Genomic DNA, 15,134 nt, shown 5'->3' with positions numbered 1-15,134 from the left:
TGTATCTTTCGGGGCAGACGCAGGTGACGTCTCTGAGTTGTCAACGGCGAGGTATCTATCATGCAAAATGCAGTTCGATTTCCAGATGCCTCTTCTGAAGAACTCCCTCGCGAATTGATTGAGCTCGGAAAGCGGATTGCCGCATTACCTGAAGCTCAGTTCTCCCAGCTGGAACAGCCATATACGCAGGTGGTTGATTGTGTTCGTCGTCGCCGTCGAATTCTAAATCTTGTGCAAGAAGCACTTTCCCAGTTGCGGCTCGACGTGAAGTACCTCATGTTCGATCTTGAAATCACTCGTGAAGAACGTGACCGTTTGCGAGCTCAATTGAACGAAATCGAACCTGGCGACTACGGCTCTGCTTCTTAAGTTCGCTGCGTCTTGTGCTCAGGAAGGACTTTGGTCCTTCAGTCCTTGATTGTTCCTCTGCTTAGTGTTCTGAGGCGTCGACTGTCCTGATTCTTGCCTTCCAGGTGCAGTCCACTTTCGTATCACGAGGAAGACTGTCATCTGCTGAAGCAACTGTCCCATCGACAGCGGGTGGTTCTGTCAGAGTTATTCTTGAGATGGTTGCTCTGCGGTCTGCTTTTCAGTCACTTTCGTGGATTTGCTTTGGGACGCAGGATGCTCGCCTGCTGTCAATTGAACTCCCTGTGGCTTTCCTTGCAGGAAGACTGGCACCTGAATTACTGGGAAATCCGGATCGTCTGTGCGAATGGAAATAATCCCGGTCTGAGCCCCGGATGGCAGGTTTCCTTTAGTTGAAACCCGAATCGGAGTCGTTGTCACATCACCGGAAAGTTGCGGCTCTTGTGGCTCCGCACTTAGAAATGGGCTGGTAGTTTTGACTTCCACGATCTTCAGATTTTTGCCGCGGTGATCTGCGACGCGAATTTCGCTGGTAATTGCGGAATCAGAGAGCTGGTAGAAATACAGCTCTGGCGGAGTGACTTGAACATTTCGCTCTGGGACACTCATGCGGAAGACGACAAGTTCTTCACGAGGTTCACCATCGTTGTAGTGAACTCGAACTGAGTATGTGTGAGGGCCAGGCGTTTCCCGCGCGGTGTCAACTTTGACTTCAAACAAACCCTGTCCACCTTGCACATAATGGGTTCGATCACCCAACAGTTTTGGGGCCAGGCACCCGCAGCTTGGCTCAAGCTTCGTGATCTCAACTGGTTTGTTGCTGCGGTTCCAGAAGGAAAACGGAACCGTAATTCGGCCTGTCGCGGGAATCTCTCGCAGATTCACAGAGTATTGGCGAAACGCGAGAGAAGGGAGATCTTTGTGGTTGGCAATTGCTCGTGGAACCGGGACCCGCGAGGTGGCACAAATGGCCATGATCGCTGGGCAAAAAACGAGGAGCACGAGCCCATAGGTGGCAAGTGGGGCAATCCATCGCGTGCGTCGTTCGTCCATGAACATTCACCTCTATCAGATTTCGGAGCTCTGCACCCGCTTTGCAATTTCGAGTGAGGCATTGTCTTCGAATGAGTGCGATCCCGAGCCCAATATCCGCTTCCGTCCTTGGAAAACGGCTCTGAGTATTCAACCTTCAGGGCAGGGATTCATCACACTCTGGCAAGACATTCTAGGTGAAAATTCAGATCCCTGACAATATGGGTTCCTCGACCGCAATTGCATGAGTGCGATTTCTGCAAGATGCAGCCTAGATGTCGGTTGTGGCGAATTCGCTGTGTTGGGATTTCATCTGTCTACCTCAAACGCCGCGTACCAGAATCGCGATTCCGCTCAAAGAAGAGCCCCTGAGCCAGCTCTAAGAATTGAGCCCATTGGCGCACGACCATTTTACTGCATTTGCATCCTGGTGAGATCCCCTGATAACGAGCAAGGAATCAAAACCATGAGTTCGGTTCGGGCGTTTGACTGCTAGATGATGTGCAGCAACGGGCGATTTTGTGCCTGCATCTTTTCCAGAGGCGTCGGTTCGTCGTCCTGTGCAAGAACGGTGTCGACAAAGAAGTACAGTAGCTGCCGAATCTCATCTGATTCGACACTATCTGCGAGACCTTCAGCGCCAGCACGTGATTTGTCTGCGAGTGATTGAGCTTTATCGAAGACGTTCAATTCATTGAAGAGACCGCGCAGCTGATTCAGACGGGAGACGTTGTCCCCTGTGGACTCATAAATCTCGCGAATCTGCTTCTTCTGCTCAGGTGATGCGGATTGAAGTGCTAAAGCGAGGAGCAGAGTTGGTCGCAATGCGAGTGCATCCTGACCGGCAACAAGTTTATTGTCACTGTCACCCTGCCAGTCTTTCAGATCATTCAAAATCTGAAAGCCGACTCCCAGTTTGCGACAGAACTGAGCAACGGTCTCGCGGAGTCCGTCCACTGGACCCGCCAGTCGAAACCCTGCAATGAGTGCGGCTTCGAACGCAGGCGATGTCTTCAGTGCATAAATCTGCAGGGCATCGAGCGGTGTGATATTCCAGTCTGGCGACTGCTGCCAGCCCATTTCAGCGCCTTGACCATCGCACAATTTGATATGCGCTTGCGACATCGCTTCCACAATGTCACACGCCGCGTCGCTCCCGATTTCACTTCGAGCTTCGTTGACCAGACGGTAGCCGAGACCGATCAGATAGTCGCCGATGTTGATCGCGGAGCCGATGCCATGCACGCGATGGAGAGTCTGCCGTCCGTAACGGTACAGGTCGTTGTCTTGAATGTCATCGTGCACCAGAGAGGCCTTGTGAAACGCCTCGATTGCCATGGCGACTTTTGCTGCCCCCGGCGTGAACGCATTATCTTGAGCGTTCGCAGTTCCATTGACCCATTGACCACCACTGGCAGCGTCAAATGCAGCAAGTGTAATGAACGGACGGAATCGCTTTCCCCCATTGGCTAACCAGTCGAGCGCCGCGTTCTCAGTCTGCCCAAGTGGGGAGAGTGCCTGCTCAGGCGTCGAGCTTCGTTGACGGGTGACAAGTTCAGGGAATTGATTCGTGAATAGGTTCGACGTCGCCCTCATCAATGGGACGTAGCTTCGCGTCATCGGGGCCGGAAGTGGCTCATACTTTTCGAGCACATCCCAGACCCATGCTTCATCAAGCGTCGTGTTTTTGCAGTCCCCGGAGTGCAGCGGGACGGCATAACTGGGAACGCCTGCAACCAGAACTTTATCGATCGCTTTTTCCAGCACATTCAGGCATGCGACGCCCAAAATGCCGTCGACATAGCCTTCAACGATGATTCGCAGAACGACTGGAGACCCTTCGGCGACAAGGACCTTGTAGCCGAGTTGCTCTGCCCGAACTTTATAGTCTGCAATGGAGCAGGCGCCGCACTTCTCGCACTCCAGGCCGAACTGGCTGTATTCTGCCGGACAGCCGGCTGCGTGCTTCAGACAGTGCGGCAGCAACAGCATGCGTCGTTCAAACGGAATCGACAGGAACTGTTGCTTCCAGAAGAAGTTTCCGATCAGCACCATTGCGAACCCGAGATACATCTCCGGTTCGTTCAATTGTTCGAGAAGCTTGCGTCCCCAGCCTTCAAGATTGTTCTTTGAGAATGGCTGGCTTTTGTTCAACGTTTTCGCGAACTCTTCGGCAGCGGCTTTGATCCGTTCGCGATCCGCCAGCTCTTGCGGGACAGCTTTCAGGTGGCTGGTGCTTTTTCGGCGAACTCTCTTTTGCGGCGGTGGATCGTCGTCGAAACGCCGTGCTGTTGAAATCTGATTTCCAACGGATGAATCAGCAGGACCTGTAGACTGGTCGTGCTCGACGGTCGAATCCAGTGATGGTTCAAACATGCAATGATGTCGCCGCTCAGGAGATTCAGTTTCAGGGAGGACTGCGTACGATGTTCAAAGCAAGTTATCAGAGCATTCGTTCGCAACCAATGTCTACCTTCAGAAATGCGATTCGCAGTTCCTGACCGTGGCAGGCTATTCTTGAAATTTTGGCGTTGAATATGGACGCAGTGCATTCGCCGCAAAAATCAAAGGATACAACTCTTCAAAGTACCATAATTTGGCGAAATAGAAACCGATTGGGGCTGCTTCAGCGATCTTGCCACGTTCTACCTGATCGACAATCCACTGAAGTCCTGCATTCACTGCATCCTGGGAATTGACGTCACTTCTCAGGATTTCCACGGCCAGAGAGGTCTCTTCCACCGAAGATGGACTGCGAGAAGTGCCTCCCCAGCCTCCGTCGGGATTCTGGACATTTTTCAACCAGCGGCAGCCTGCCTGAGCAATTGACGAGTCAATTTGCCCCAGATCCCGATAGGCCGCAAGGACCTTAGACGTTCCGTAAACGGGATTGATGTCGTCAGGTGCATGCTGATTTCCGAACCAGAGCGGCAGCCATGATCCGTCCGAGGTCTGTTGCTTTTCGAGGAACCTGAGTCCCCGTTTGATTGCAAGTTCGGCGCCTTTTCCCAATGGAATGTGCTGGTTGCATAAGAAAAGAGCCCTCAGGCAATGCGCGGTAATATCGCATGAACTGCGATCGAACGGCAGCGTTCCCCAGCCCCGACAGAACGTCGGCCATCCACCGTCACGATTCTGAAGCTGCCGCAGCCAGTTCGCTCCTTTCGTCAGTGCTGTGCCCGTCGCCTTGTCGATCTTTCCATCGGCGAGATTCAGCAGGGCGAGCATCGCTCCTGGAGTATCATCGGCGTCTGGCACTCCCCCCGGCAGGTCGGTCCATGCCCAACCACCGGGTGCAGCGTTTGTGAATGGATGAACCTGAAGATATTGCTGGCCGAGCAGCCAGTCCCGGATTTGTATTTTTTCTTCACTGCTGAAATCGCCAGCGAGTGCGTTCACCGAAAGCGTCGTCACCCAGGTGGCCAGATTCGTGTCGATGGGCCAGCTTCCGTCAGGCAAAACTGACGCCACGATGAATTGAGTTCCACGAATGGCGACTGGATGGTCCGCCAGCTCTTTGGCGGCGAGACTCATGACGACAAAACTTGTCAGCGGAGTTGCTTCCAGGAAACCGCCGAACGATGGTTGAATCCGCTCAAGGACTCGAAGGCTTGGATCGATACAGACGTCTCGCAGTTGTGCGAGAAGGTAATTGCGAGACCGTTTGAAGTGGTGTTTTACCTGACCAATTGCGATGAGCGCCGGCAGGGCGTAACTCACGACGGGAAGTTGCACTGCGGCGTAAAATCTCGCTGGGATGCAGGACAGCTCGAAAGGGAGGGAGGTAACTTTGTCCCAGCTGACAATCCCGGCCAGAGCACAGTGTGCCAGGATCGGAACGGAGAAGGTCTTGTCTTTTCCGTATCTGGCAATGACTGCATCAACTCCGCCGCTGGTGTTGATGTAGTTGCCAGCACTTCGCAAGGTGCCAGAGTATTCCTCGTTGTCTTTGCGAGCCGCGAGGAACGAGGCGTAAGCCAGCATCGTTGTGGAGATGTTGCTGACACTCTTAACGGTGTCTCCCCAGCCGCCGTCTTCATTCTGATGTTCCGCGAGCCATTTCAGGCCGCCATCGATCAAGTGCTGCCAACGAAATTGAGAGGGGCCGGATGGGTTCGGGGGAAGGACGATTCCATCGCCTGGCTGCACCCCAGGGATATGACGTCGAACTTGTTCCAGGGCCATGACAGCCGTGGCTGTCGAGAGCGCTGATGTCGAGAGCTTCCCTTCCCAGTGACCATGCTCACCGCGTCGGGATTTCAATGTGTCGCGGACAGAGTCCCATGCACGACGAATCTGCTCTGGAGATGGTACCGACAAGTCAGCTCCTTCAGAGTCACCGTGATCAGTGCCATTCGCCTGAATGACACTGGTGAACCGGTCAATTTGTGTCGCCACGCGTCCTCAGGTGAGAAGGACAGGGCTATGCGATCTGACCATCGGCCAGTCGTGAGAAGATCATACGGCCAGCGCTGTTCTGCAGGACGCTGGTGACGACAGTGTCGACTTCCTTGCCCATCTCTTTCATCCCTTGCTCAACAACGACCATCGTGCCGTCATCGAGATAGCCGATTCCCTGTCCGAGTCCTTCGCCTTCTTTAATGATGCGAATTCGAACGTGCTCGCCCGGAATGAAACGAGGCTTCAGGGCATTGGCAACTTCATTCAGGTTGACAACGTCCACTCCCTGAACGCTGGCCAGCTTGTTCAAATTGACGTCGTTGGTGACCAGGCGCCCATTCAATTCGCGGGAGAGTTCTACCAGCCGCTGATCAATTGTTTTGTCGGCACTGGTTTTGGATTCATGGACCCGAATTTCCACTTTGGGGTCCTGCTGCAGTTTCTTCAGAACGTCCAGTCCACGTCGGCCACGGCCTCGACGCAGGCGATCATGGCTGTCCGCGATATCCTGAACTTCCTGCAAGATGAATTGAGGCACTACAAACTCGGAATCGACAATATGCGTTGTCACCATGTCTGCAATTCGGCCATCAATCAGTGCGCTCGAATCGAGAATCAAAGGGCGTCCCCCTTTGAGTTCACGGGAGAACTCCACATAGGGGATCACCAGTCGGAACTGATCTTTGGTCTGAAGCAGGAAAGTAATGCAAAGGTAAGGCAGAATCAGAATCGTCAACAGGGAAAAAGCAGCTGATAAGCCGGGACCATCTCCCTGGAAGAGTTCCTGCATTGCAAACAGCGGCCGTAGCGCAAGATTGAAGAGATACGCCAGCAGCAGTCCGATGAAGAGTCCGAAATAGACTGCGGAAACAATGTCGACTCGCTTCTGCGGGATCAGCACATCGACGAGCAAAACGCTCATCGTCAGCAACGTCATCAGGCAGAAGCTGATGACCGGATACTCTTTCATCCACGGCGACGGGGCATCGCTGCTGAACATGAAGGTTGCAAGCGCGCCGACGCAAATAAGAATGTAGGAAGCCCGAATGATGAGCAGCAGCATGGGACGTTTCTGCAGTTCTGGAGGGATGATTCAGCTGGAAGGTGCAGGTTGTTCGTGGACACCGCTGAATGGACAGGGACGAAGCTGATACATCATTGGTGCGGCCGTTACCGTTCACCTGCAGAGGGGGTTGCAGCATGAGGAACAACCGGCAATGGATCACGTCCATCTCAAGCTGATTGTCCTTCACTCAAGCAGTGGTTCTGCAGGGGAATCCATTTTCGCGACGGGCTTGAACCACGAACGCATGACCCGCCTCGGAGAGTGCACGTCGTGTTGAAAACCAGACACACCTGAATCTTCAATCTCTACTGTGCCTGCAACATTCGACCCGCAATTGGTTTCCGAGGAGTTTGATTGATCATAAAATCCAGCGTTGCGATTGCCAACACTGCTGTCTGCCGGACCTTTCAGAAATCAAAAATTGATGTTGCGCGTCCACTTTTGCGGAGTTCTTCGAGTGTTCCGGTAAGGCGATTCTGTCAGTTATCAATGGTCTTACAGGGCGATCCCACTCAATAATTGAAGGTAAACTTTCAGTCGCCAGTGCCAATCTTGCTGCGAACCTTTGTTCGTCGATTCGAAGCTCAAAGTACCTGTTGCCAAATGAAAAGGCCGAATCTGAAGTTGCTGTGACAACCTAGGTTCGGCCTGATCTCGTATTCCGCACGTCATGTCGCTGTCCCCATTGCTGAAGACTTGGGGGACAGACTATGTGGCGGAAGTTTCTTCTTTTTTCGGCTCAGTTGTCGGCGGATCGAACCGCGGAGCCTTCCAGCTCTGCTCGTCGCTTTCAACTGATGGGCGAGCGGTGTTCGATGCCGAACTGTTCGCGTAGTTATTGCTGCTTCCAGCCGAACGGATTTCGTCTTCGACGCCGTTCATTCCCTTTTTGAACTCAACAATGCCTTTACCCATGCTTCTTGCAACTTCAGGCAGTTTCTTCCCGAACAGCAGCAAAGCGATAAAAGCCAAAAAGAGCATTTCTGGCGGTCCAATTCCAAACATCGTTCACCTCTTGAGACAGCAGTTAAGCATTTCCGATTCGAACTGCCGCTTCCAACTCTGTATGGGATTCGGCGTTATCCATTCGACCAGTGCCGCCTCGACATGAGTGGCAAAATGTCGACAGCAATCGACTATCGGTGAATCGCGAGAGGCGGGCATGAAGCGCACGAGTACCTGTCCGGGAAGTCACCGGTCAATTGCACTCGCTTGGCCCGCTCGATTAAAGAGCAAACCGGTTGAGCAACAGCAATCATAAGAGAAGGCCGACCTAAGTCAAACCCGACCGATCAAAACAATTTCTCTTTTTTCTACAACATCAATACAAAAAGGAAGATGTGTCGATTCGGTTATGCAGCAGATTGAACAGGATCCGGGACAGATTCCAATCGTTTCAGCAGCGTCTGCGCACATCGTGCCAATCCTCCTGCTTCGACGATGCTGTCCGCGAGAGCGGCGACTTCCTGTTGCTTCGACCGCAGAAGCTCGTCATCGGACAGCCAGCTGTCGAGAATACGAATCATCTCATCAACATGCGGACCCTCCTCGTCGGTGCAGGCAAATTCAGGCATCATTGGGCGGTCGGCAATGAGATTCGGAAGTGTCATGTAGTCGCAGGTGACGAGATTCAGCCAGATGAATTTCATGATGCCGCCGCCGCGGTAGAGCACGACTCCCGGCTTGCGGCGTGCGAGCAATTCCAGGCTGACTGAGCCGGAGACAATAAAGCAGCAGTCGGCCGTTTCGATCACCTCTGGTGTTTTGCCGAGGTAAAAATCAATGGGCAGAGAAGAACCGTTTTCTGCCAGTAATTCCTTGCATCGATCGAAATGCCACTGCTTGTAACATGCAATTGGGAATCGAACGTCTGGGTGTTTCTCATGAAGCACCTTCGCAATCTGCAGCATCATTGGAAAGTTGCGATTGACTTCCTGCCGGCGGGAACCAGGGAGAATGGCGAGCCGTTTTCCTGGCTGATTGCGTAGTGTTTGGAGTGTCGGTTCGTCGAGTTGAGAGTGCGCTACCTCATCGAAGAAGGGGTGCCCCACGTATTCGACATCAATTCCCCGATCGCGGTACCACTCAGCTTCGAAGGGGAGCACAGACAACACGCAGTCCACATACTTGCGGACTTTACGAATCCGCCAGCCAGCCCAGGCCCACAGTTGCGGAGGGCAGTAGTAGTAAACCGGAATTCCTGCTCGCTTCGCGGCTTTGGCGATCCACCAGTTGAACCCGGGAAAGTCGACAAGAACAACCGCGTCAGGCCGTTCGCGTTCGAGATAAGTACCGGCCTGTTTGTACAAGCCCCAGAATTTTCGAATCAACGGCAGCACAGCCATGAATCCCATCACGGCCATGTCGGTCAGACGAAACAGTTGTTCCTGACCAGCGTTCTCTAACTCATGCCCGCCGAAACCGCTGACTCGCAGGTCTGGATGGCGCTTACGCAGCTCCGCGACCAGCTGAGCTGCGTGTTGATCACCACTCGGTTCCCCGACAGAAAAAAAGAGATGCATGCCACGTCCTGTCCGCCTGCATTGGGCGCATCAAAAATCCATTTTGAAGTCGACACTTTATCAAAAGTTCAGCCTGTGATGCCATGCGAACTTGAACAGGCCGCCTGAACGCCCGTCAGTTTTGCCAGCAATTAAGTCTGGTTTTGGAACGAATGTCGACTCCTGATGAGCTGCATCGAATTAGAGTTCGACTTCGACAAGAGCCTTGATCTCTCCGGACTCTGTCACATGTGCGATCACAGTTTCGTTCGGAGTATGCAGCCCCATTGTCGTTCTGGGAATGGGCGGCTTTTTCAGGCTGTGGTACGCAAGCCACTGCGATTTTCCCAGCCGCAACCGAACTGCTGACGCAACATCCGCTGGCAGTGCTTTTCCATCTTCCGCGACGGTCACTCGTTGCCAGTCAACTGGTTGGTCCTGTTGTTTCTGTGACCATTCAAACAGAGTCGCTGCGAAGAGCCCGCTTCCGTTTGTCTGCACTGAAAGTTCGAGTTTCCCGTCTTTGACTGCCAGTGATTCCGTGGCTCGGTCGACCCGGTATTGTGGGCTGGTCCATGGGAATACGCGAACTCGTTGCGAATCGTTGATCAGCGCCAGCTCGCGTGTGGCTGCATCTTCCTGAACGTTCCAGTCGCCAATTAGCGGTAATGTGCGACGATAAGAAATCGCACCGGATTGATTCAGGCGGACGGAATCCCCGATGAACAAGGCGGATTCTTGCCGCATCAGAAGTGCCTGTCGAATGACGGTCGCCGGGCCTTCATTGTTCAACTGCAGTTCCATGTATGCAGCATCTTTGTCGAGATACCAGCAACAGCAGGACCATTCCCCGCTGGTTGAAATCTGCTTCCCGTTGAATGTCAGCTTGTGATTCCAGTCACCGGCGAATAATGGAGTGTTCGCAACAACGACTTCAATTGAAGGCATTTTACGGTCGTAACGAACCGCACACAGATCGACGGGAGTGGACCAGGCGGATCGGAGGATTCCCCATTCCGCCCAGTCGGATTGATGAGCTTCTCGTTCAAATTCCTTGCGAATCAGTCGTTCCTGATCCCCTCGCAGAGCTTTCGATTCTCCACCTGACCACTGTTTTAACATGCGTCGAACAGTGGGGTCCTGCTCGAATTCAAATGCATCAATGACCGCCTGAAGCTGGAGGCAGACTTGCGAGGCCGGAGTTTGACTGAATGCGAAATATTTGGGACTCAGCAGGCTTGCCACGCGTCCGATAAAGCGTTCGATTCGCTTCTCGGACTTTCTGTCCCAGAGGTCGACGCCAATTGATGACGCAAACAGATTGATTCTCGCGAGTTGCACCAGTCGCGGCAGGATCTCTTCTAGCCAGCATGCGTGCGGGGTTCCATCGCCGTCTGTGCTTGCATCAAGTGCCTGTCGAAGTGCTTTGACCCCGTCACTTGCCGAAGCTCGTTCGTACTTCAGTTCACTGTATTGCCATCCGACCAGACACTGCAGTTCGATCAGGTCAACGGCTTCGAATCCGTCGTCGGCGGTGACTTTGCTGTCTGTCTGATACAGATGTTCGCTTTGATCCAGAATCCAACGCCACAACGCAAAAAGGGCTTTGGCCTGCAGCCGATGTGCGTGCAGGTGAAGTATCCAGATGCCTGTGACAACAGAATCTGTGCATGATTCTTCACGACCGGCGGACCCGTTCGATGCACCGGCGAGAATGGACTCAACTCGTTCCGAGAATTCGGCGGATTCGAGTTCTTCATCGAAAAGCAGGGCCGCGAACGAGTGGTCATCGTCCAATTCCGATGGCGACCAAAGCTGTGTGAGCCGTTCCTGCAGTCGGCGGCGATCGCGTTTACTCAGCGTCTTTTTCTTGACGAGGTGCGACTGCAGTTCTGTTGAAAACTGCTCAATATCACCGGCCTGTGCGGCTCTGGTCAGTGATTCGGATTCGGATTTGCGAAAACAAAGTTCGCGGAGCCATTGCTGATCCATTTGTGCCTGCCGCTTCAATTTCCCGGTCGGCTGGCTCATTGAGTTTTTGCCAGACATGGGAAGCCTTTTGCATTCTTGTTTTATAAAGGCTGGCTCGAATCTCGTGCCGCCCCAACCGTATTTCTCATTGCACGCTGTGTGCATTCACTTTGTGTCTCACATGTCCTGCAGGTGCATGGAATTCATCGATGCTTCGCAGAAAATGAGGCAAAACCCAATTCACAGATTCGTGAACCGGATCCTGAGTACCGGATAGATTACCGATGATGACTTGAATTCGCCATTTGACCCAATTTTTCAAGCCCGCTCCGAAATCGGAATCCTCATTGAGCATCAGTCGAGGTCGGTTTATGATCGAATTCGAATTGGTTCTCGACCGACTTCACCTGATGCAATTTTGAAGCAAGCTTTTTCGGCGACTGCATCTACGTCTATGAGAATCCGATTCGGAATTCCGCGATTGAACGCAGAGAAATGGACGCCAGAAATCGCTAAACTCAATTCCACCTTGAGCATTCAGGGCCAACGATTTATATAGATCACGACTGAAATCAGAAGGGAACGGACCTCGCGTTCGAGGCCGTTCTGGATTGAAGGGCATCGCGCCGAAGCAGGTCGATGTCTGGGGGAATCGGATCTCGGCTGCGTGAGCGAGTCGGCATTGATCAGAGGGAACTTCCGTGCGTCAGTTTGTTGTTTGTCTGTTAGCAGCCGTTCTGGGAAGCTGTCTTTCCCTGTGGATCATGGATTCCAGGCTGACGTCGACTGGCCAGCAGGCTGCTGCTCAGTCGGACCGAAATCCGTACTCATTGCCGGCAATTCCGAAGCCATTCACACCGACACTCATTCCGGCCAATCTGTTTAATGCCCAGGGGCTCACACCAGACGAAGTCGTGAACGTTGCGGTCTATGAAAACTGCAATCGGAGCGTTGTGAACATCTCCACCACAGGGGTACGGACGGAACGCTTCTTCATGATGGCAATTCCTGAAGAAGGAAGCGGATCAGGAGCGGTTCTCGACAAGCAGGGACACATCCTGACCAACTTTCATGTGATCGAACGGGCTCGCCAGATCAACGTGACCCTGTTCAATGAAGAAACTCTCACTGCAAAATTGGTTGGTGCGGACCCGGTCAACGATATTGCGATCATCAAGATCGAGACCAAAGAAGACGTTCTCGTCCCGATTCCGCTCGGGGATTCGGATCACTTGTTGGTCGGGATGCGCGTCTTTGCTCTGGGCAATCCTTTCGGGTTGGAACGCTCGATGAGTCAGGGGATAATTTCCAGTTTGAACCGCACACTTGAGGTTCAGCGAAATTGGGTCATCAAGTCAATTATTCAGATCGATGCGTCCATTAACCCCGGGAACTCAGGGGGCCCCTTGTTGAATACGCGTGGGCAGTTGATTGGAATGAATACCGCGATTGCCAGCCGTGTCGAGCAAAGCGCAGGGATCGGATTTGCGATTCCAGTGAACTTGATTCGCCGCGTGGTGCCTGAATTGATGCAACATGGAAAAGTGATTCGTGGCGAGATCGGTATCACACATGTCACCGTAACTGATCAGGGCCTGCGCGTGATGCGACTCGCACCTGGGGGGCCAGCAGAGAAGGCTGGAGTTAAAGGGCCGCAGATCGCCCGACGCGGACCAATTGTCATCGAAGATCGCGCTGCCGCCGACATCATTGTTGGCGTTAACGATCAACCGGTAGCGACCGCAGCAGAATTTCTGGGCTTGATTGAAAGCAAGAAGCCAGGCGATGTCGTCGAGTTGCAAGTGCGTCGAAAAGACGGCGTCGTAAAAGTCCCTGTGACACTCGGCGGAAGCGACTCCAGTTCAGAGTCCGACCGGATCTAAACTAAGTCGGGCAACTACACTAAACGTTTGAATTCGAAAAAAACGAGCGAATTCCGGTATTCCGGAGTTCGCTTTTTTGTTTATTCAAAGGTCACGTAATGAGAACTCCAATTCCAGAAGTGCACTCGAGAGAGCTATCATTCTGATCGAAGTTCCAAATTTCGTATCTGACTTCCAGTCTGCTTTTTGAGAAGCGTTCTCAAATGTTGAAAGAGTTGATTGTGAAACGAGCTGATACTTTACTTCCGTTTTATCCTTTTGTTATTGGAAGCATTCTGGTGGGGATTGCTGTGTTTCGGAGTGCTGACAGGATAGATCCGCTGTGGTGCTTTTTTCCTGTGGTGATGCTCAGTGTCAGTCGTGTGTCGTACTCTTTAAAGAAGGAGATAGCCCAACTGAGAAAACAGCTCGAAGATTGTTGTCCTAAAGACGAGCGGCCTGGTTCCGTTCCCAAGGAGTGATCAGAGCGGTGGAAGAATTCCGTGGGCGGGGCGGTATCTTCAATGAAGACCAGTTTTGTAGTTTTGTAGGCTGGGTCCTCTAGACCCAGCTCTCTCGGAGCGATCCCAGCCCGGCAGACCGAGTGATGCACTGGCCATTTATTCGCCCCTGCCTGAGCGATTTTTATCCAAGAGTCAACTTAACCGCTCCCATTCCAATGCTGGGTCTTAGGGACCCAGCCTACAAAACTTTTTCAAGATTCATCCAAATAATGCAACCGTTCACCGGAGGAGCAAGTGGCCCATCAATCAGCGAAGAAGAAAGTGCTGGTCACCGCAATACTCGGCATTATATTACTGTTAATTGCGGTCACAAATTTACGACAAGTTGATCGCGAAGACTTTACCATTCAGGTAGGAACAGAAGAAAACCAGGAAACATGCAAGCGGGGTGGTTTCTGTGCCAACTCTACCCTTGGGTGCAGTTACAGCGGAGCCCCCTATACAATTCATCCTGAATCGCAGACTTTCATTACTGAAATTGACCCCCAGTCACTGCAAGAATTTGAGAAATTATGGAATGCAAAATTTTCAAAGGCTAGGTGAGAGGTTCAATGAAGACTGGGGTTGGACAGGGCTACATGAAGCTCGTTTAATTAATCAGTTTTGTAGGCTGGGTCCTCTAGACCCAGCTCTCTCGGAGCGATCCAAGCCCTGCAGACCGAGTGATGCACTGGCCATTTGTTCGCCGCTGCCTGAGCGATTTTCATTCAAGCGCCAACTTGACCGATCCCATTTCAATGCTGGGTCTTAGGGACCCAGCCTACGTCACTGTATTGAGTGCCATATCGTAAAAACAGGCAATGCCACTCTGTCAGCGACGAATGCTAAGAAGAGGTCTTCATGTTCATCATGAATTGGATATTTACAGGATCCACGCGTTCAGCCACCAGAATATTCACTGAACCTAAAATTTTCTGGTTATTTGCGGTCCTTCATTTAGTTCTGATTTTAGTGCAAATTGGGTGCTGGAAATATGCGATGGAAGCTAGGAATCTTTCTTGGGAACTTGAAATGGGTGAGGCGGACGCACTGTCGAAGCTAGAGTGGTCGATTTGGTTCATGTTTTTTTCATGCTTCGCTATGAATGCATTCTATCTCCCATTCACGCTAATGATAGGAGGGGTAGGGTTTGCGCGCCAGTGTAAAGCCGACAAGAAGAAGTGCGGCGTAGAATGCTGGTGTGAAACGACGGACGGAGCCGAATAATCACCGAGTGAACTCAATCAAAGGATCGCAGTTCTGTGTGGCGAGGTAGCATGTTCAGTGAAGACCTGAATAGGGGCCGTGTCGTTAAACCAAACAATGCACCCGCCCACCCGTTTAATTAAACCAGACGATGCCACCCTGCCAAATGGAAGTTCGAGACGAATGGGACTTGATTCAGAACCGACGCGAGTAAGTCAAGACG

The 15,134-nt window shown here is 52.4% G+C and carries 11 protein-coding genes; 4 read left to right on the top strand and 7 right to left on the bottom strand.

The genetic code is table 11. The features are described from left to right. The first annotated feature begins 60 nt into the window (after positions 1–60). Positions 61–369 (top strand): transcriptional regulator, encoded by a 309-nt coding sequence (locus SH527x_RS06045; RefSeq protein WP_437193754.1) that lies wholly within the window; start codon positions 61–63, stop codon positions 367–369. A 186-nt stretch (positions 370–555) separates the two neighbouring features. Here SH527x_RS06045 and SH527x_RS06040 read toward each other — a convergent pair whose 3' ends face one another. The 7 genes from SH527x_RS06040 to SH527x_RS06010 all read right to left on the bottom strand — a co-directional run bounded on the left by SH527x_RS06040 (position 556) and on the right by SH527x_RS06010 (position 11,418). Continuing rightward, on the bottom strand, positions 556–1,422 hold the full coding sequence (locus tag SH527x_RS06040; RefSeq protein WP_437193753.1) for a DUF1573 domain-containing protein: 867 nt from the start codon (positions 1,420–1,422) through the stop codon (positions 556–558). Between the two features lie 471 nt (positions 1,423–1,893). Beyond that, positions 1,894–3,777 carry a polyprenyl synthetase family protein gene (locus tag SH527x_RS06035; protein ID WP_437193752.1) on the bottom strand — a complete coding sequence of 628 codons (1,884 nt, stop codon included), beginning with the start codon at positions 3,775–3,777 and terminating at the stop codon, positions 1,894–1,896. Between the two features lie 135 nt (positions 3,778–3,912). Beyond that, on the bottom strand, positions 3,913–5,799 hold the full coding sequence (locus tag SH527x_RS06030) for a prenyltransferase/squalene oxidase repeat-containing protein (protein ID WP_437193751.1): 1,887 nt from the start codon (positions 5,797–5,799) through the stop codon (positions 3,913–3,915). Positions 5,800–5,824: 25 nt separating this feature from the next. Next, entirely contained in the window at positions 5,825–6,865 is a 1,041-nt protein-coding gene (locus SH527x_RS06025; protein ID WP_437193750.1) for a PIN/TRAM domain-containing protein, read from the bottom strand. Positions 6,866–7,576: 711 nt separating this feature from the next. Further along, positions 7,577–7,873, bottom strand: a complete 297-nt coding sequence (locus SH527x_RS06020; protein ID WP_437193749.1) for a twin-arginine translocase TatA/TatE family subunit — start codon at positions 7,871–7,873, stop codon at positions 7,577–7,579. Positions 7,874–8,220: 347 nt separating this feature from the next. Next, entirely contained in the window at positions 8,221–9,390 is a 1,170-nt protein-coding gene (lpxB, locus tag SH527x_RS06015; protein ID WP_437193748.1) for a lipid-A-disaccharide synthase, read from the bottom strand. 180 nt (positions 9,391–9,570) lie between these two features. Further along, entirely contained in the window at positions 9,571–11,418 is a 1,848-nt protein-coding gene (locus SH527x_RS06010; RefSeq protein ID WP_437193747.1) for a hypothetical protein, read from the bottom strand. A 623-nt stretch (positions 11,419–12,041) separates the two neighbouring features. Between SH527x_RS06010 and SH527x_RS06005 the strand changes: the two genes are divergently transcribed. From SH527x_RS06005 to SH527x_RS05995, 3 genes are all read left to right on the top strand, one after another. Next, entirely contained in the window at positions 12,042–13,223 is a 1,182-nt protein-coding gene (locus SH527x_RS06005) for a S1C family serine protease (protein WP_437193746.1), read from the top strand. 203 nt (positions 13,224–13,426) lie between these two features. Next, on the top strand, positions 13,427–13,684 hold the full coding sequence (locus SH527x_RS06000; RefSeq protein ID WP_437193745.1) for a hypothetical protein: 258 nt from the start codon (positions 13,427–13,429) through the stop codon (positions 13,682–13,684). A 276-nt stretch (positions 13,685–13,960) separates the two neighbouring features. Then, positions 13,961–14,269, top strand: coding sequence for a hypothetical protein (locus SH527x_RS05995; protein WP_437193744.1), 309 nt, complete (start codon positions 13,961–13,963; stop codon positions 14,267–14,269). The last annotated feature ends 865 nt before the right edge of the window (positions 14,270–15,134 follow it).

The organism is Planctomicrobium limosum (genome assembly GCF_051465645.1).
GTDB lineage: Bacteria > Planctomycetota > Planctomycetia > Planctomycetales > Planctomycetaceae > Planctomicrobium.
The sequence above is the reverse complement of the archived record's forward strand: the minus strand, read 5'-3'. Positions and strand labels throughout refer to the sequence as shown.

Excerpts from the sequence above, each read along its gene's own strand:
- SH527x_RS06000 (WP_437193745.1), top strand. The coding sequence starts at position 13,427 with ATGTTGAAAGAGTTGATTGTGAAACGAGCTGATACTTTACTTCCGTTT.
- SH527x_RS06020 (WP_437193749.1), bottom strand. The coding sequence starts at position 7,873 with ATGTTTGGAATTGGACCGCCAGAAATGCTCTTTTTGGCTTTTATCGCT.
- lpxB (WP_437193748.1), bottom strand. The coding sequence starts at position 9,390 with ATGCATCTCTTTTTTTCTGTCGGGGAACCGAGTGGTGATCAACACGCA.
- SH527x_RS06010 (WP_437193747.1), bottom strand. The coding sequence starts at position 11,418 with ATGTCTGGCAAAAACTCAATGAGCCAGCCGACCGGGAAATTGAAGCGG.
- SH527x_RS06025 (WP_437193750.1), bottom strand. The coding sequence starts at position 6,865 with ATGCTGCTGCTCATCATTCGGGCTTCCTACATTCTTATTTGCGTCGGC.
- SH527x_RS06035 (WP_437193752.1), bottom strand. The coding sequence starts at position 3,777 with ATGTTTGAACCATCACTGGATTCGACCGTCGAGCACGACCAGTCTACA.
- SH527x_RS06045 (WP_437193754.1), top strand. The coding sequence starts at position 61 with ATGCAAAATGCAGTTCGATTTCCAGATGCCTCTTCTGAAGAACTCCCT.
- SH527x_RS06040 (WP_437193753.1), bottom strand. The coding sequence starts at position 1,422 with ATGGACGAACGACGCACGCGATGGATTGCCCCACTTGCCACCTATGGG.